This window comes from Amycolatopsis sp. WAC 04182, from assembly GCF_003947465.1.
Taxonomy (GTDB): domain Bacteria; phylum Actinomycetota; class Actinomycetes; order Mycobacteriales; family Pseudonocardiaceae; genus Amycolatopsis.
This window is the reverse complement of record NZ_QHJJ01000004.1, coordinates 1,036,390-1,053,542: the sequence shown is the minus strand read 5'-3', so window position 1 is coordinate 1,053,542 and position 17,153 is coordinate 1,036,390. Positions and strand designations below refer to the sequence as shown.

Genomic DNA, 17,153 nt, shown 5'->3' with positions numbered 1-17,153 from the left:
GCCCGCAATCACACGAGTTCCGCCTTCACACATACGCGCCGTTGACCCACGCAAGTACATGAAGGCCCCCTTCCTTGCGCCTATGTACAGGAAGGGGGCCTTCATGTACATAGGCACCGCGACCATCGCAAGTAGGACGACGAATTGCGGCGTCGGGACGACACGCCTACCGGCCGAGAAGCACGCGAGATCACCGGCGGTCGGTCACCGCGCCGGTGCTGCCGTTCCAGAACACGTACCCGCCCTGGAAGTTGTTCTGCCGCCCACCGGAGACGGAGAACTCGTCCGTCGTCGGATACCTCAGGTAGGACCTCTCCCAGCCGAGCGCTTGCCAGCGCTGCCTGATGGCGCCGTAGACGGCGTGCGCGTCGGTCTGCATCGTCCAGTAGACCGATCCGCCCTTGGTGAAGTGGTTGTACCGGCCGATCCCGTCCGGAGTCGCGGACTCGTCGGTCGACGGGTATCCGAGGGGACTCCGCTCCCAGTCGAGTTGCTCCCACTTCGCGCGGATGCGGCCCCAGATCGCCTTGGCGTCGGTCTGCGCCGTCCAATAGATCGACGCCTTCTTGCTGAAGTGGTTGTAGCGCGCGACACCGTCCGGCGTGCCCATCTCGTCGGTGCTCGGGTAGCCCAGCGGACTGCGCTCCCAGTCGAGCGCGGCCCACTTCTGCCGGATCCTGCCGTAGATCGCGTTCGCGCCGGTTCCGACGGTGTAGTAGATCGACGCCTGGATGACGCCGGGCCAGACGGGGAAGTGGTTGTACCGGCCGGCACCGTCCGGAGTGGACAGTTCGTCGGTCGCGGGCGGGCCGAACTTCGCGTGCCCGCCCAGCGCGAGGTACTTCTTGAGGATCTCGCCCTCGATCTGCTGCACGCCCGTGCCCTTCGACCAGTACAGCCGCCCGCGCTCGTAGGCGCGGAAGCGGACCGTGCCGTCGACGGCCTCGGACGCGACCGGCGCGCCGAGTCGTTGCGCCAGCGCGGGTTCGTCGCGGTAGCGCTTGTCGATCGGGGTGATGTAGTTCGCCGTGAGCGTCTGGTCGGCGGCGCCCATGGTGATGCTGGTCAGCCGCCCGGTGGCGCCGGTGGACCAGCCGGTGAAGGTCGACGCGCCGTCCGCGGCGACCTCGGCCGCCTGGATCTCCACCGTCGCGCCTTCGACCACCATCGCCGAAGCGGCCCCGCCTTCCGGCGTGATGCCGAGCGCCGCGGCGACGTTGCCGGTCAGGGTCAGGCGGTGTTCGCGCGGCTTCGCGACGTAGGTCTTCGAGACCGTGACCCCGGCGCGGTCGGTCGCCGACGCGGTGAACTCCAGGTTGGAGTCCGTGTGGTCGGTGAACGGCATGGCGAACTCGGGGCCGGTGCCGCTTTCGGCCGGATGCGCGTGGCAGACCGCGTTCTCCGGGCAGTGCCGGACCAGGGTGGTCCAGGTGACCGGGAGTGCGCCGTCCTCGGTGTCGGTGACGGTCGCGCCGACCTCGACCTCCTCGCCGACCGCGAACAGGCTGCCGCCGGGGTCGGTCATGGTCAGCTTCGGCGAATGGTTCCCGGGTGCCACAGCGATGTCCGTGCTCCCGAACGCCTGCAAACCGTCCTTCACTGTCAGTTTGGCGGTGAACTTCTCGGTCCCGGCCGCGTAGGTGTGGCTGACCTTCGCCCCGGTGCCGGTGGTGCCGTCGCCGAAGTCCCACGCGTAGGTCAGGTCGTCACCGTCGAAGTCGTACGAACCGCTGCCGTCGAAGGACACCGTGCGGGTTCCGGGGTTCGTCTCGGAAGTGGCGACCGCGACCGGCGCCTTGTTCCCGGTGGTGTAGCTGAGCCGCCGCAACAGACCGGTGTAGATGTCGGCGTAGACGATGTCGCCGTTGGCCGCGGCGAGGAACTTGACCGGACCCCCGATACCGGTGAACTTCGGCGGCGTCTCCTGCGCGCGGACGACGCGGCCCTGCGTGTCGTACTTGGCCGTCCACAGCTTCTGGGTGGCGTAGTCGCCGAAGAAGTACGCACCCCGGTATTCCTCCGGGTACGACTCTCCATTGTAGACAATCCCGCCGGTGACGCTGTTTCCGTTGTCGGGGCCCTGGCCGTGCTGGACCGCCAGCATCGGCGGGGTGTTCACGGCCGAAGCGCACTGCGGCATCGCCGAGTACCCGTCGGTCGGCTGGTTTCCCTCGAAGCACGGCCAGCCGTGGTTCGAGCCCTTCTGGACGAAGTTGACCTCTTCCCAGGTTCCCCAGCCGACGTCGCCTGCCACCGGAAGGCCGGTGGCGGCGTCGAGGCTGAACCGGAACGGGCTGCGGAAACCACTCGCGAACACCTTGGAGCGCACCGAGTCCGGGTTCGCGGCGGTGTAGTACGGGTTGTCCGGCACACCGGCGCCGTCGGTGGTGATGTGGAGGATCTTGCCGAAGATCTTGTCGAGGTCGTACGCGACGAGCGCGAACGGGTCCGCCGCGCCCTGGAACCGGGCGCTGTCGCCGATCGAGACCCACACCGTGCCGTCGGGGGCGGCCACGACACCGGTGATGCCGTGGACATCGGTGTTGCCGGGGCTTTCGATCAGGACCTTCTCCCCGGACAGACCGGTCGGTTCCGTGGTGCCGGACACCGTCCAGCGCGACGCCCTCAGCAGGAAGCCGCCGCCGGCCTGGCTCACCGCGCGAGCGGTGTAGATCTTGCGGGAAGTGGCGAAGTCGGGCGCGATCGCGATACCGGTCAGGCCGAGGTCACCGGAGGTGCGGACGTCGGTCAGGTTCGCGATCTCCCGGATCTGCCCGGTGGTGGAGACCCAGGCGATCTTTCCCGCCTTGCCGGTGGTCAGCATCGAGCCGTCGGGCAGGTAGGCGAAGTCGGTCAGGTCGTACGGAGCCTGCCCGCTCTGCTGGTCACGCAGGACGAAGCCGGGCGGCAAGGTGGCCGCCGCGGACGCCGGAGTGGACGTCAACGGCACCAGCAGGGTCGCTGTCAGCAACGCCACGACGGCGTGACAGAGCGCGCGGAATCTCGAAGGCATGCGAAGGCCCCTTCCCAATCGAACGTCTCATCGACGGGGCCTAGCTGGGCATTTCACACTTTCGAGTGACTTGATAGAACCGTGATCGCCACCATCGGTCGATCACCTGCCCCGTGGTCCGGCTCCAGGTGACGTAGCCGCCCTGGAAGCTGTTCTGCCGTCCGATGTGGATGCCGAACTCGTCCGGCGTGCGAGCCGGTGGCCGACGTCCAGTAGATCGAGGCTCGGGTTCATCCGCACTTCCCCATTTCCGGCGTGTCATGGTAGGTCGCCGGAGCCGGGGAAGTCATTGCCGCCAGGGGCTTTCGTTGATCTCAAAGCAAGCGAACCGCAATGATCGTCACGCGGTGGAGCGATCAGGCCACGACCTGTACGACGCCGCCCTTCTGCAGCATCGTGAAGTACTTCTGCGAAGCCGCCGCGGAAAGGTGGATGCAGCCGTGCGAGTACACCGAGAGGCTGCCCGTGTGGAAAGCGATACCCGGCAGGAAGAACACGGAGTTCGGCATCGGCGCGTCGAACTGCTTCGAGTGGTAGTTCTTGACCTTGGCCGAAACGTGGAAGACACCGGTCGGCGTGGCGTACCCCTTCTTGCCAGGGAGCTGCTTGACCGGGCCGTAGACGACCTTGCCGTCCTGCAGCAGCCACGTCTTCAGCGCGGAAAGGTCCACGCAGGCGCTCACGCCCGGCGAGGCCAGCGCGGCCTTGCAGGGAACGTCGGCGGCGTTCGGGGCGGGCTTGGGCGTCGGCTTCGGCGTGGGTTTCGGCGTGGGCTTCGGCGTGGGCTTCGGCTTCGAGGACGTCGGCTTCGGCGTGGAACTGGAGCTGCTCGGGCTCGGCGTCGGCGTCGGCGTCGGCGAAGACGTGGCAGGCGCGGACGTGGTCGTGGTCCCGCCGGCCGGGTCACCCTGAGCGACGGCCCCGCCGCCGGGCGCGCCGCCGCCCGAGTTGCCGGAACACGCGGTCAGCACCAGCGCGGTGGCCAGTGCGGTCACCCCCACCAGGAACTTCTTCACGACCCGTACCCCCGTTGCCCGTAGTCCGTCTGACATGGGTAAAGACGGAGCTCACCCGTCCGGGGTTGTTGATCGGAAGGTCACGATCGCGTCTCAGGGCACGCGGCCGACGACCCGCGCGTACATCCGGCCCGGATTGGCGCCTTCGTCCAGGTATCCGGGCAGCGGCGGCAGGTCCCGCGCGAACCCGGCCAGCCTGCCGAACAGTTCGTTCGCGTCGGCGGGGCGCCGTTCCGGGTCCTTCTCCAGCAGGTCCGCGAGCAGGTCGTTCAGTCCACGCGGGACACCGTCCACTTCGGCCGGACTCTCCTTGACCTGTTTCTCGAACACCGCGTACGCCGTCGGCCCGGTGAACAGCTGCCTGCCGGTCAGCATCTCGTGCAGGACGCAGCCCAGCGCGTACAGGTCGCTGCGCGGTCCGGCGATCCCGCGCTGGATCTGCTCGGGCGCCATGTACGCCGGGGTGCCCAGGATCTGCCCGGCGCGGGTGAACTGGGCGACGTCGGTCTCGCGCAGCATCGCGAGCCCGAAGTCGAGCACCTTCACGCTGCCGTCGGGGCACAGCATCAGGTTGGTGGGTTTGAGATCGCGGTGGCAGATGGACAGCGCGTGCGCGGCGGACAGCACGGCGCAGGCCTGCGCGGCGATCGCGGCCGCCCACGGCACCGGAAGCGGACCGTGTTCGGCGGCGAGATCGGCGACGGTCACGCCTTCGATGAACTGCATGACCTGGTACAGCCGCTCGTCGTAGGTGCCGAAGTCGTAGAGCGTCGGCGCGCCGGAGTGCTCCAAGGTCGCGAGGATCCGCGCCTCGCGGATGAACCGCTGTTCGAGTTCGGCGTCGGGACCGCCGGGAAGCCCGAGGAACTTCACCGCCACGCGGCGGCCGAGATGCCGGTCGTGGCCCGCGTAGACCGCGCCCATCCCACCCCGGCCGAGCGGCAGCTCGTCGAGTTCGTAGCGGTCCGCGATCAGCACCTAGTTCCCCGGCCTCAGTTGCCCCTCCGTCAGTCCGGCCAAGCCTAGCCTCACCAGCTCCAGGCCCGATTCCGCCGCCTCGCGCAGGGCGGCCTCGAAGGCGGCGAGCCGGGTGAACGCCTCCCCGTGGGCACGCTGCGTCTCGATCGGCAGACGCGGGATCCGGGTGCGCCTGAGGTCGATCCTGGTCGAGGAGGCCGGGGCGAGCTGCCCCGCCGCGCGCAGGCATCCGGCGAGGAACGCGGCGTCCAGCCGTTCGGGATCGGTGCGGTACTTCGACATCGTCGGCTCGACCGCGATCGTCTCTCCACTGTGGACGTAAGCGGGCACGGAGGGCGACGCGACGACATCGCCCTCTTCCACCGATTCCGGCACGGTGAGCACGCCGGACTTCACCAGCTCACCGATCGTGACGAACGACGGCTTCTCGTCGGACACCGCCAGCGACGGCAGTTCCGGCCGGATTCCCTCGAAATACCTTCGGACTTCGAGAAAGGCCTCGCCCGCGTGTTCGTCTCGATCCTGGTACCGCACGGGGGAAAGGTCGATCTCCTCGTCGAGCAGATCGATGATCCGGACCGCGCCCGGCACCTCGGCGCCGCGCAGGTGATCCCGCCACTGTTCCTCCACAGTGGACGGATCGGCCAGCAGGAGCACCCTGGACGGCGGCTGCTCGCCGGGCTCCGGCCGCCGCAGCAGCCAGAGATCCGCGCCGCCGACCGTGACCACGGCACGCAACGCCCCGGCCCGCAACAGGTTCCCGCGGATCCGCCGCCCGGTGCGGCGGCCGGCGGCGGCGGGCGGCATGCGGATCGCGACCAGCCCGCCGGGTTTCACATGCGCGAGGCAGTGCTGCACCCAGGCCAGTTCCGGCTCGCCGCGCGGCGGCTGGCCGTACACCCAGCGCGGGTCGCCGACGAGTTCGTCGTAGCCCCATTCCCGTTCGTTGAACGGTGGATCGCAGACGACCGTGTCCGCGAGAACTCCTTCGTAGGAGTCCATCGACAGGGCGTCCGCCCCGTACATCTCCATGTCCGCGCCCGCGAGCAGCAGCCGGTGCGCCGCGATGCACGAGGTCGCCGGATCGTCGACCTGGCCGAGCAGCCGGGTCCCGCCGGAGGCGAGCAGCAGTGTCCCGAGTCCGCACGCGGGGTCGAGCACCACGCCGGGCGTGGGTCCGACGAGCCGGGACATCAACTCGGCCACCGGCCCCGCGGTGACGGACAGCTGACGGGAGTGCGCCTCGACGTAGCGTTCGCACAGGAACTCGTAGGCCTCGCGCGCGCCCCGCTCGTCGGCGAACCGGTCCAGCAGTTCGAGCAGCTCGGCGTCGTCGTACCGCGGCGAGAAGGACCACGCATGCCGCCGTGACAGGTACGACCCCACCCGGCCGACCCGGTCGCCCAGCGCCAGATCGTCGCCGAGGTTCCGCAGCCGCTGCCAGATCCGGTCCCCGAGCGAGATCTCGACCGGCTTCCCCCGCTCACGCAGCCACTTTTCGACGGCGTCCAGGGAAAAGAAGGGGCTCGACGCCGTCCCGCCGACGGGCGGCGGAAAATCGCCGTAACGTCGACGCCAGTTGCTGACGGCGGCGCGGCCGACGCCGGCGATCCGCGCGATGTCCGCCGCGGTGACGGTGGCTTGCTCCTCCATCGCCGCATCGTAACCGACAGCGGACTATTCCAACCCTTTGTTTGTGAACTCAGTACACAGCTGCTTTACTGGGGTTCATGAGGTACACCCTTCGGTACGCCGCCGGCTCGGACGTCGGGCGGCGCCGCCAGGTCAACCAGGACTCGGTCTACGCCAGCACCAGGATGCTGGCCGTCGCCGACGGTATCGGCGGCCAGCCGCACGGCGAGGTGGCCAGCGCCGAGGCGGTGGGCGTCCTGTCCCGGCTCGACAAGGACCTGCACGGCTTCGACCTCGCGGACGTCGACCTGGTCGAGGTGCTCTCCGGCGGCCTCCGCGCCATCGACGACCGGCTCGCCGCGACGGCCGAGCAGGAGCCCGAGACGCGGGGCATGGGCACCACCCTCACGACCGTGCTGTTCGACGGCTCCCACTTCACGGCCGCCCACATCGGCGACTCGAAGGGCTACCTCCTCCGCGGCGGCACGCTTCAGCGCTTCACCCGCGACCACACGCTCGCGCAGGCCCTCGCGGACGACGGGCGCATCGACCCGTCGGAGGTCGAGGGGCACCCTCGCGGCTCGCTGCTGATGAAGGCGCTTCTGAGCACCGGCAGCGGCGAAGCGGACATCTGGACCTTCGAGGCCGCGCCCGGAGACCGTCTCCTGCTGTGCTCGGACGGGTTAACGGCAACGGTTGTCGAAACCGTTATCAAGGACGTCCTCGGCGCCTTCCAAGATCCCGCGGACACCGTCCCGAGGCTGATCGACCTGGCCAACGAAGGCGGCGGGCCGGACAACATCACCTGCGTCGTGGCCGACGTTCTCGCACCGGCACCCGCCTGAGCCCGCGAAGCCGCAAACGCAGGTCAGACCCGCCTTCGCGGGGGCGAAAGGGCATCCGGTAAAGTTCCCCACGGAGGATTGGCCGAGCGGCCTAAGGCGCACGCTTGGAAAGCGTGTTGGGTTCACGCCCTCGCAGGTTCGAATCCTGTATCCTCCGCCGTCAGCAAGGCCCCGGACGTTCCGACGTCCGGGGCCTTGTTGATTACTTAGCAGGACCTTCACTTAACAGAGTCAGTTGATCACGCTAAGTTTAATGGTGGTCGTTCCAGCCCCCGACGTCCCAAGGAGTCCGCCAAAATGGCCGGAGTCGAAGAGATCCGCGCTGGTATCGCGCTCGCGAACGAGAAGGCATCCGCGAGCATCGCCGCACTCCAGCAGGCAGCGCAGTCTCTCGAAGAAGCCCAGCTTTCGCTTTCCCAGGCCACCCAGGGCAGCACCCAGCACGAGGTGAGCCAGGCGCACGGGCTCCTCGCCGAGGCCCTGCAGGGCATCACCGGGATGCAGAGCACCATCCAGGCCGGCATCTCGTCGGCCGAGTCGTACTCGACCCGTCTCTGACATGTACCTCGAGGAGCTGCACCAGCTGCTGACGGCCGTCCAAACCGGCCTCGCCGACGGACGCGCCCACGCCGAGCGGGCTCGAAGCCTGCTCGAGGAGTCCAGGCGTGCCATTGTGGAACCCCAGGCCCAAGCCGTGCCATGGGTGCCGCCGCAGCTGGCGCAGGCCGACGAGGGAATGGAAAATCTCCTGACGCGCCTTTCCGCCGCTGACGACCTGGTCAGCGGCTACCAATCCCGCCTCTGAGATCGGCGAGCCGGTATGGGCAGCAAAGCGAGTGAACAGCGCAATCGCGTCGTTACGGCGCTGGAGCGGGTCCGGCACCAGATCGGGCTCGTCCTCGGCGCCGCCGCCGGCGCCCGCCAGTCCGCCGAGGCGGAACTGGCCAAACTGGAACTGGAACAGCACATAGTCCGGGTGGGGATGAACAACTCCACCTCGGAGCAGTACGCCGAATGGTCGCGGCATCCCGCCGCGAACGAGGTGTTCGGCCTGCTCGGCAGCGTGCGCGGCCAGTTCTACGCGGACTGGGAAGCGGGCCCGAACGCGTTGCGCGAACTCGTCGCGCACAACGCGCCGGGGCCCGCGAGCCAGCCGCCGGGCAACTGGCTCGGCCGCGTCGGCGGGAATCCCGGCATCACCGCGCCGGGGCTGTGGCGCGTCGGCTCGGCGACCGTTTCGGGCAAGGACGTCCCGCGCACGTTCGACGTCGCGGTGCCCCTGCTCGACGAGTCGCATCTGTCCATCACGTCGGCGCCCAAGACCAGGGCCGCGGTCGACGGGATCGTGCAGAACCTGTTGATGCGGATCCTGAGCACGTTCGAACCCGGCGCGGTCCGCGTCCACCTGTGGGACGTCGGGCAGCTGACCGCGATCCTGCCCGACCTGTACCCGCTGAGCCGCACGAGCGCGCTCACGCTGTACGACCCGGGACGGCTCGAAGACCTCCTCGACGAACTGGCGGGCCACATCCGCCGCATCCACGCGACCGGGATGCAGGCGGGGCACACGTCGCTGCGGGAGATCCGGCGGGCGAGCGGCCAGCGCGTCGAACCGTTCCGCGTCGCGGTGCTCTACGGCAACGGCGAAACCCTCGAACCGGAGCGCGCCCGCGAACTGAAGCGAGTCGCCACCGGGGCGCTCGCGGCCGGGATCTGCCTGATCCTGGTCGACGTGCCGACCATGCTGTCGACGTCGGTCGAATCGCTGAGCCTGCACGACGAGCGGCGCGCGAAGAGCAGCATGACCGGCCCCGACCTGATCGTCGACCTCGACCCGCCCATGCCGTCCGGGCAGGTCATCCGCGCCGCCGGACGGATCGCCGAGGCGCTGATCGCCAAGCAGGGCGGGCCCCGCGCGTTCGCCGACCTCCTGCCGACCGAACTGGGCAAGGAAAGCTCGGCGCGGGAGCTGCGGGCGCCGGTCGGATTCTTCGAGGGCGAGCCGGTGGAGGTCGTCATCGGCGACGCCAGCCCGCACGTGCTCATCGGCGGGCCGAGCGGTTCGGGGAAGACGAACTTCCTGTACTCGCTGCTCGGCAGCCTCGCGGCCCGGTACTCGCCGGACGAACTCGCGCTGTACCTGCTGGACTTCAAGGAGGGCGTGTCGTTCGCCGGGCTCGCGCCGGGACGGCGGGACGCCAGCTGGCTGCCGCACGCCAAGCTCATCGGGGTCAACGTCAACACCGACCGCGAGTTCGGCCTGGCGCTGCTGCGGTTCCTCGCCGACGAACTGCGCCGCCGGTCCGCCGCGGCGAAACTGCACGAGGTCACCAACCTCTCGGACCTGCGCGAACAGGACCCCGGCGGGCACTGGCCGCGGATCGTCGCGGTGATCGACGAATTCCAGTACCTGTTCGCCGGGCGCGACGGCGTGACGGCGACCGCGACCCAGCTGCTGGAGGACATCGCGCGGCGAGGCCGGTCTCAGGGCATCCACCTGGTGCTGGCGAGCCAGGACGTCGCCGGGATCGAGGCCTTCTGGGGCAAACCGGCGGTGTTCGAGCAGTGCACACTGCGGATCGCGATGCCGAAGGCGCGGCGCGTGCTGGCCGAGACCAACAACGCGGCGGTCTCGGCGCCGAAGTGGCACGCGGTGATCAACCACGATTCCGGGGTGGCGCACGGGAACCAGCTCGCGCACGTGCCGGACGCGAGCACCAAGGACGTCTTCAACAAGCTGCAGCACCGGCTCTGGGAGCAGTACTCCGAGTCGTTCAAACGGCCGCGACTGTTCGACGGCGCGCATTCCCCCGTGCTGGAACAGTTCCCGGCGTTCGCCGACCTGAAGCCGACGGACCGGCCGCGGGCATTGCTCGGCCAGTCCATCGACGTCGACGAGGCCGCCTGCGGGGTCGAGCTGCCGAAGGCACCGGGACGCAACGTCGCCGTCCTCGGCGCGGCCACCGCGGAAGCACTGTCCATCATGGACTCCGCCGCCCGGTCGCTGGCCCGCCAGTATCACTGCGAGTCGGTGGAGTTCGTGCTCTCGTGCCCGATCGAAGCGTCCGTCCCCGCGGTGGCCGAACTCGCCGAGCGGCTGCGCGCGGAGGGCCACCAGGCCACCCTTGTCGACGATTTGCCCGCCCGGGTAATCGATATCGCGGAGAATCTGTCCTCTTTGGACAAAGCGCGGGTACTGCTGCTGTACGGCGTCGACGCATCGATCCCCGCGCTGGAGGCAAAGACGCCCGGACAGCTCAAGAGCGGTTTGGACCAGCTGCGGGTGCTGCTGAAGCAGGGGCCGACGCACGGCGTCCACACCATCGGCTGGTGGCGCAGCATCGCCCGGCTGAAGGACACGCTCGGTTTCGCGGGCACGGACGACATCGGGACCTGGGCGGCGTTGGACGTCCAGGGCAACGAACTGTCGCCGTTCGCCGCCGGCCAGGTCGTGCACTGGTCACCGCGACCGGGCCGGGCCCTGTTCTTCGACCGCACCACCCACGGCGCCCCTGAGGTGATCATCCCGTTCCAGCGTCCGGAAGGGCTTCTCGATGGATGACGGCATCACCGCGGCCATGCGGTACAAGGAGATCGTCGGCCTCGCGCGCGCTTCGGCGGAGAACCTCCGTGACTGGGAGATCGGCCGCGCGGACGAACTCGAGGCCCGGCTCGCCGAGGCGCACCAGGCCGTCGCGGACGCCGCCGAACGCGAGCAGCGCGCCGTCGACCGGTGCACGCGCTGGTGGAAGATGGCGCAGCACAACGTCGAAGGACTCTCGTGGCTGCCCGACGACGAAGCCCCGACGCCGGTGCCGACCGCGCGGCCCGGGTACCTGGAGAAGTACCTCGAAGAGGTCAAGCCGAGCTACCAAGAACTCGTGCAGGCGGTGCTTTCCCTGGGGTGGCGCGCCAAACGCTCCTGACCCAGGCGTGTCGTCCCTTCAATCACGCGAGTTCGCCTCCCAATCACGCGTGTGCGCCGCCTGATCACGCGAGTTACGCCTTCAATCACGTGTACTCGATGGAGGGGACTCGTGACTGGACGGGCGACACACGTGATTGGGGGCGTAACTCGCGTGATTGGGGGCGCAACTCACGTGAAAGTTACGGCTTCGGCAGGTGCGAGCCGAGCACCCTCTCCAGGTAGTCCGCCAGGTCGTTGAACGCGTCCTGGACGGGGTTGCCGGCGCTCGGCCGGAACCGCAGCACCTGCGGGTCGTGGTCGCTAGCCTGCTTCGCGAACTCCGCGTTCAGGTGGACGACGTCGTAGTCGAGCCCGCGCGACGCCTTCGACGCCAGGATGTGGTCCAGCACCTGCGACTGGCCCTCGAAGACGTAGCTGTACCGCTCGTTCTCGGGCAGCGAAGCGATGACGTCCTTCAGCGCCCCACCGGCGGTCAGCGTCTGCACGGCGGGCGAGAACGGGTAGTCGTTGATGTCACCGGCGACCACGATGTTCGCGTTCTTGTCCGACGCGAGCAGCTTGTCGACGAAGCCGCGGAGCACGGTCGCCTGCTTGACCCGCTGCACCTCGGAACTCCGGACCGGCGGCTGATTGCGGCCGTGGGTCGGCTGGTCGCCGCCCTTGGAGTTGAAGTGGTTCGCGATGACGAACACGGTGCGGCCCTTGAAGACGAACTCGCCGGCCAGCGGTTTGCGGCTGGATTCCCACGCCTCGTTCCCGGGCTCGACCCGGCCGGGCGAGACGGTCAGATGGGTCTTGCCCCGTTCCTTGACGACGCCGACCGGAGTGGTCGCGTCGCCACCCTTGCGGTCCACAAAGGACACCCGAGCCGGATTGAACAGGAAGCCGACGCGGATGTTGCCGCCCGGCTGGCCGCCGTCCTTGCCGTTCTCCGGGTCGATCTGACGCCACTCGTAACGCGGGCCACCGGCGGCGACGATCGCGTCGACGAACTTCCGCAACGTCTGGTCGGCGGCGACGGTGCCGTCGTTCGTCGGCCCGTTGTTGTCCTGGATCTCTTCCAGGTTCAGGATGTCCGGCTTCGCCAGGTTGCCGACGATGGCCTTGGCCAGCTCGCCGAACTTCTCCGCACTGTCCAAAGCGGACAGATTCTCGACGTTGTAGGTGGCCACCGAAAGCTCACCACTGCGCTGGGCGCGGGTGCTCTCGCGCTGCAAGCCGTTGTCCTTGGCGGCGCCCAGCTTCGTCGCGAACAGCGTGTAACCGCCGAAGTTGCTGTACTCGACCGGGCCGGAGGTCTCACCGGTGAGGACGTCGCCGGTGTTGACCTTCGGGAACGGCTGCTGGGCGAACGGGATCAGCGACGCGACCTTGAGCACGCCGGTGTTGAGCCGGTCGTAGTCCAGGTACACGGCGCCGCCGCGGACGCTCGGGTTCTGCTTCGGTTTGGTGGTCACGTAAAGCTCGTTGAACGACGACGTCGGGCCGACGACGCGCGCGTCGGAGACGCTGACGATCTCGCTCTCGTGCGTCTCCCAGAAGTCCAGCGAGTACTTCGCGGGCTCCAGCGGCAACGGCTCGATGCTGCCGCCCGGCGCTGGGGCGACGGTGTCCGGGACCGTGTCCGGCGAGACGACGGTCGGGGCGGGCAGCGCGTTCCCGCTCGACTGGACCGTCCACTGTGCACTCGTCAGCTCGGTGAGCGACTGGTACGGCGAGGTCGCGGGAGCGTCCGGGTAGAACTCGCGGACGGTACCGGCGGCGGTCACCGCGTCGCCGACGGCCACGGCGGGCGTGGTCGAGCCGGTGAAGACGAACAGGCCTTCGCTGGTGCTCGGGTCCGCGTCGGGCGCGGTGTCGGTGATCCAGAACCCGCGCGCCGAACCGAAGCTCCGGATCGCGGTCACGACGCCGGTGACCCCGGCGACCTTCCGGTCCTTGAGCGGCGAGATCCGGGTGGTGCCCTGGATGTCGTGGATCTTGGCGTCGACGGGCGGCGGGCCGGTCTCGCCCGGCGTCTCACCCTTGCCGTTGGTCGGCGTGGGCACGCCGGAGGTGAAGTCGGCGGCGTTGTCGTCGGTGTCCGCGAGCGTCGTCCCCCTGGCGACGGAGGCGGTGTTGGACGGCGCCGGCGCCGGGGAACCCTCACGGATGGTGGCTGTCGAGCCGAAGCCGACGAGGTCCTTGATCCTGGGGTCGGCCGCGCAGTCGGCGGCTGTCTTGCAGGTCAGCGCCGTGGTGCCCTGGACGAGCGCGAGGGAACCCGCGGTCGCGGACAACGCCAGCGAGCCGGTGGCGTCCGGCGTCGGCAGCGCGACGGTGCCGCCCGAGCCCTTCGCCTGCGCGATGAGGTACCGCGCGCCCGGCGCGACACTGCCGGCCAGCGGCGTGACCTGCCAGCTGTTCCCCGACGCGGGCGCGTACTGGACGCTGAAGCCGTCGAGGCTCACGGCGGCCGTGCCGCGATTGGCGAGTTCGACGAAGTCGTTGGTCAGCGTGGCGCCCGAGTTGCCGCCACCGCCGTAGACCTCGGCGATCACGGCGTCGGCGCTGGGCGCGGCGAGCGCGGCCGGAGCGGAGACGCCGCTCACGACCAGGCCGGAGGCGACGGCCACGGTCAGGGCCCGTCTCCGGACGGCACGTCGGGATATGGTCACGCTGAGTCCCCTTTTCACAAGATCGGTCGAGGCATACTCCCCCGAACAAGTGAAATGAGGAAGACGACAAGGCAACGATTCGTCACCGCTAGCCCGTTCGGACCCTGGTCGTGCCGAGTTCACGCGTGAGAAGATCGACCTCCGCCGCCTGTTACGCACCAGGAGGCGTCTTCATGCGCAGACTGCTTTGCGCGCTCATCGCGGCCGGTCTCGTGATCCCGGTTCCCCCGGCGGCCGCCAAGCCACCGGAGAAGACCGCGTTCGAAGTGATGACCCCGGCGAGCACGGTCGCGTCGCGCACCGACCGGCGGCCGAACGCGGGCGGGATCTTCGACCCGGTCGCGCGCAAGACCTTCATCTCGTGGTCCGGCAAGGCCGCGGACACCTACGTCCAAGCCTACGACCACCGGACCGGTGTCTGGACGGCGCCGAAGAAGATCGCCGATGGCGAGTCCGATCCGCACAACTACCCGACGATGCTGCTGGCGGGCGACGGGCATCTGCTGATCTTCCGCGGCATGCACAACACGCGGACCGTGATCAGCCGCGCGCCACTCGCCCATTCCCTCGACGGCACCTGGACCGACGTCGAGGTCCCCGAGGGGGACGCGGCGAGCTACCCGATGCCGGTGAAGACCGTCGACGGCACGCTGTTCCTGTTCTACCGCGAGACCACGAAGGAACTGGATCCGGCGGCCGACTCCGACTTCCGCCCGATGAAGTACCTCGTTTCCCGCGACCATGGGAAGACGTGGAAGAACTCGGTGCAGCTGACCGGGAAACGGTGGGCGTTCGGGTCGCTGGGCCGGGCCGACCACATGGACGAGGTCTACGTCGGGCAGCTGCGGTACGTGCCGTCGCAGGGACGGATCCAGTTCGTCTACACGCTCGCGGGCGGCGGGCCCGCGCAGCACAAGCACGACGTCTACCACCGGAACGTCTACCACCTGTCGTTCGACGTCCGCACCCTGCACTTCTTCTCCGCGGCGGGCCACGACCTCGGCACGCAGGTCGACGACGCCGAACAGGAGCGGTATCTCAAGGTCGCCGAAACGCCGCTCGAACTCCCCGGCGGGCTCAAGTCGCCGGACTACATCCTGCAGGTCGGCACCCAGCGCGACGGCAAACCGTTCGTCACCTGGTTCCAGTTCGACGCCGCGGGCTCGCCGCGCGATTTCGCGGGCGCGTGGAACGGCCGGAACTGGGAAGTGCGCGAAGTCGCGAACGGACTCCGATTGCGCGAGATCGAACAGCTCAGCGGCAGCACTTGGCGCGTTTACGGAACCCGGGACGGAAAGCCGAACATCGAAACGTTCTTGCTCGAGAACGGGCGCTTCTGGCGGCCGGAAACCTTGATCACCACACCGAAACCGGTCCAGCGCGTCGAAGTGATCACCGGTTTCCGGGACCCGGCCCGCATTCTGGCGACCGGCGCGTCCAGTGCCCGTGACGTCTCCGTGGCCGACGGTGACATTTATGTCGCGGGAACCCCGCGGAAATAGCCCATTGGTGTTCCGCTGCCTTAAATGAACCTCAAGTCCGGGTACAACCCGGCATTCCCGGAGTTACCTTTGGCGACGTGAGCGAGGACACAAATCCTCGGGCTCACGTCGCCGGAGGAGGTGTCCGATGAACTGGCTCATCGTCGGTACGGCACTGGTCCTGCTGCTGAGCATCGCGCTGGCCGTCGACCTGCGCGACCGGAAACGCGGCGGACGGCAGGCGGCCCATTTCGGCGGAGCGCGGCTCGACGCCGTACTGCGCGAGGCCGACATGGCCGACCGGCACACGACCTTCTGACGCTCGCCGGGGAGGGCGAGCAGGGGGAACTGGGGGCGCACCGCCGGTGCACGGGACCCGTCGGGGGAGGACGGAGCCCGTACACCGGCGGTGCGTCATTTCCGCACTCGCGTGGTCACCTGCGTAACTCGCGTGACCAGAGGCGTAACTCGCGTGTTTGGAGGCGTAACTCAGCGTTCGAGTTCCTGCCGCGCCTTGTACTTCCCGATGAGCGACTTCGCACCGGCGACCGCCGCCTTGCCCGCGCCCTTCGCGCTCGCGGCCAGGAACGTCGTCCAGTCGAAGTAGTCGCGCCACAGCACGATCCGGCCGTCGCGCACTTCGAACGTGCCGCACACCCAGAACTCGGCCTCCCACGAACCGCGCCGCAGGACGTCGGTGCGCTCGGTCAGCACGATCGGCCCGTCGGCGGCGATGTGGTGGGTGCGCGCCTCGAACCCGCTGCCGTAGCGGGCCATGGCGCGCAACTGCTTCTCCACCGCCGAAAGGCCGCGGGCCGGCGGCAGCGGGACGTTCTGGTAGACGATGTCGATCGCCACGAAGCCGAGCGCCCGATCGATGTCGAACTCTTCGAGTGCCTGAAGGAAACCGGTCACCACTGTCTTCGGATCCGTCATGCCTGCCAAGGCTAATCCGATTTTGAACCGCCGGAAGGTCACAGCCGTATCACAGGAGGAGAGGGGCCGCTTTTCTTCTGACTACGGAGGTATCGATGCGACGGCGACTGCCGATGGCCCTGTTCGGGCTGGTCGTCTGGGTGCTCGCGGGCTGCTCGACGGCCACGGGCGCGGCACCGGCGGCACCGGGCGCCAACCAGGCCGACATCACCTTCTCCCAGCAGATGGTCCCGCACCATCAGCAGTCGATCCAGGTCGCGAACCTGGCCTCGGAGCGGTCGGCCTCGGAGTACGTGAAGGCCACCGCCGCCAAGATCGTCAAGGCCGAGTCCGCCGAGGTGCAGACGATGACCGGCTGGCTGCAATCGTGGAACGCGGCCGTCCTCCCCGCGGCGGGGCACGCCGGGCACGCGATGCCGGGGATGATCACCGAAGGGCAGGTTGCCTCGTTGCAGAACCTGTCGGGCGCCGAGTTCGACAAGGTGTGGCTCCCGCTGATGGCCGAGCATCTGCGCAACGGCGTCGCGATGGCCAAGACCGTGCTGTCGTCGGGCGAGCACGCCGAGACCAAGGCGCTCGCGCAGGAGATCGTGGAGAACCAGACGGCGGCCATCGACGAGATCACCGCGCAGCTTTCCTGACCCCCTGAAGGCCCTCCAACGCCCTC

General features: G+C 68.9%; 14 protein-coding genes and 1 tRNA gene. 9 read left to right on the top strand and 6 right to left on the bottom strand.

The annotated features are described in order from the left end of the window. Window positions 1-190: 190 nt before the first annotated feature. The 4 genes from DMH01_RS25345 to DMH01_RS25330 all read right to left on the bottom strand — a co-directional run bounded on the left by DMH01_RS25345 (window position 191) and on the right by DMH01_RS25330 (window position 6,660). Window positions 191-3,013 (bottom strand): PQQ-dependent sugar dehydrogenase, encoded by a 2,823-nt coding sequence (locus tag DMH01_RS25345; RefSeq protein ID WP_125679693.1) that lies wholly within the window; start codon window positions 3,011-3,013, stop codon window positions 191-193. Between the two features lie 356 nt (window positions 3,014-3,369). Beyond that, on the bottom strand, window positions 3,370-4,029 hold the full coding sequence (locus tag DMH01_RS25340; protein ID WP_125679692.1) for a L,D-transpeptidase: 660 nt from the start codon (window positions 4,027-4,029) through the stop codon (window positions 3,370-3,372). 93 nt (window positions 4,030-4,122) lie between these two features. Next, complete coding sequence (locus DMH01_RS25335; protein WP_125679691.1) at window positions 4,123-5,007, bottom strand: serine/threonine-protein kinase; 885 nt, start codon at window positions 5,005-5,007, stop codon at window positions 4,123-4,125. Then, complete coding sequence (locus DMH01_RS25330; RefSeq protein WP_125679690.1) at window positions 5,008-6,660, bottom strand: N-6 DNA methylase; 1,653 nt, start codon at window positions 6,658-6,660, stop codon at window positions 5,008-5,010. A gap of 77 nt (window positions 6,661-6,737) precedes the next feature. Between DMH01_RS25330 and DMH01_RS25325 the strand changes: the two genes are divergently transcribed. The 6 genes from DMH01_RS25325 (at window position 6,738) to DMH01_RS25300 (ending at window position 11,410) form a co-directional block, all read left to right on the top strand. Then, entirely contained in the window at window positions 6,738-7,484 is a 747-nt protein-coding gene (locus DMH01_RS25325; protein WP_125679689.1) for a PP2C family serine/threonine-protein phosphatase, read from the top strand. Window positions 7,485-7,556: 72 nt separating this feature from the next. After that, window positions 7,557-7,641: transfer RNA gene (locus DMH01_RS25320), tRNA-Ser, on the top strand. Window positions 7,642-7,781: 140 nt separating this feature from the next. Continuing rightward, window positions 7,782-8,042, top strand: a complete 261-nt coding sequence (locus DMH01_RS25315; protein ID WP_005167132.1) for a hypothetical protein — start codon at window positions 7,782-7,784, stop codon at window positions 8,040-8,042. Between the two features lies 1 nt (window position 8,043). Continuing rightward, window positions 8,044-8,289 carry a hypothetical protein gene (locus DMH01_RS25310; RefSeq protein WP_016337967.1) on the top strand — a complete coding sequence of 82 codons (246 nt, stop codon included), beginning with the start codon at window positions 8,044-8,046 and terminating at the stop codon, window positions 8,287-8,289. Between the two features lie 15 nt (window positions 8,290-8,304). Next, on the top strand, window positions 8,305-11,046 hold the full coding sequence (locus DMH01_RS25305) for an FtsK/SpoIIIE domain-containing protein (protein ID WP_125679688.1): 2,742 nt from the start codon (window positions 8,305-8,307) through the stop codon (window positions 11,044-11,046). Continuing rightward, a complete protein-coding gene (locus DMH01_RS25300) occupies window positions 11,039-11,410 on the top strand; it encodes a hypothetical protein (RefSeq protein WP_125679687.1) in 372 nt (123 codons plus the stop codon). The genes DMH01_RS25305 and DMH01_RS25300 overlap by 8 nt, the downstream gene beginning before the upstream one ends. Before the next feature lie 181 nt (window positions 11,411-11,591). Here DMH01_RS25300 and DMH01_RS25295 read toward each other — a convergent pair whose 3' ends face one another. After that, complete coding sequence (locus DMH01_RS25295; RefSeq protein ID WP_125679686.1) at window positions 11,592-14,069, bottom strand: endonuclease/exonuclease/phosphatase family protein; 2,478 nt, start codon at window positions 14,067-14,069, stop codon at window positions 11,592-11,594. 173 nt (window positions 14,070-14,242) lie between these two features. Between DMH01_RS25295 and DMH01_RS25290 the strand changes: the two genes are divergently transcribed. After that, window positions 14,243-15,571: a BNR-4 repeat-containing protein gene (locus DMH01_RS25290; RefSeq protein ID WP_125679685.1), complete on the top strand. Its 1,329-nt coding sequence runs from the start codon at window positions 14,243-14,245 to the stop codon at window positions 15,569-15,571. A 127-nt stretch (window positions 15,572-15,698) separates the two neighbouring features. Beyond that, window positions 15,699-15,869 (top strand): hypothetical protein, encoded by a 171-nt coding sequence (locus DMH01_RS43080; RefSeq protein ID WP_199745613.1) that lies wholly within the window; start codon window positions 15,699-15,701, stop codon window positions 15,867-15,869. Between the two features lie 170 nt (window positions 15,870-16,039). Here the strand turns inward: DMH01_RS43080 and DMH01_RS25285 are convergent, their stop codons facing one another. After that, entirely contained in the window at window positions 16,040-16,486 is a 447-nt protein-coding gene (locus tag DMH01_RS25285) for a limonene-1,2-epoxide hydrolase family protein (RefSeq protein ID WP_199745612.1), read from the bottom strand. A 95-nt stretch (window positions 16,487-16,581) separates the two neighbouring features. Between DMH01_RS25285 and DMH01_RS25280 the strand changes: the two genes are divergently transcribed. After that, window positions 16,582-17,127 (top strand): DUF305 domain-containing protein, encoded by a 546-nt coding sequence (locus DMH01_RS25280; protein ID WP_125679684.1) that lies wholly within the window; start codon window positions 16,582-16,584, stop codon window positions 17,125-17,127. The last annotated feature ends 26 nt before the right edge of the window (window positions 17,128-17,153 follow it).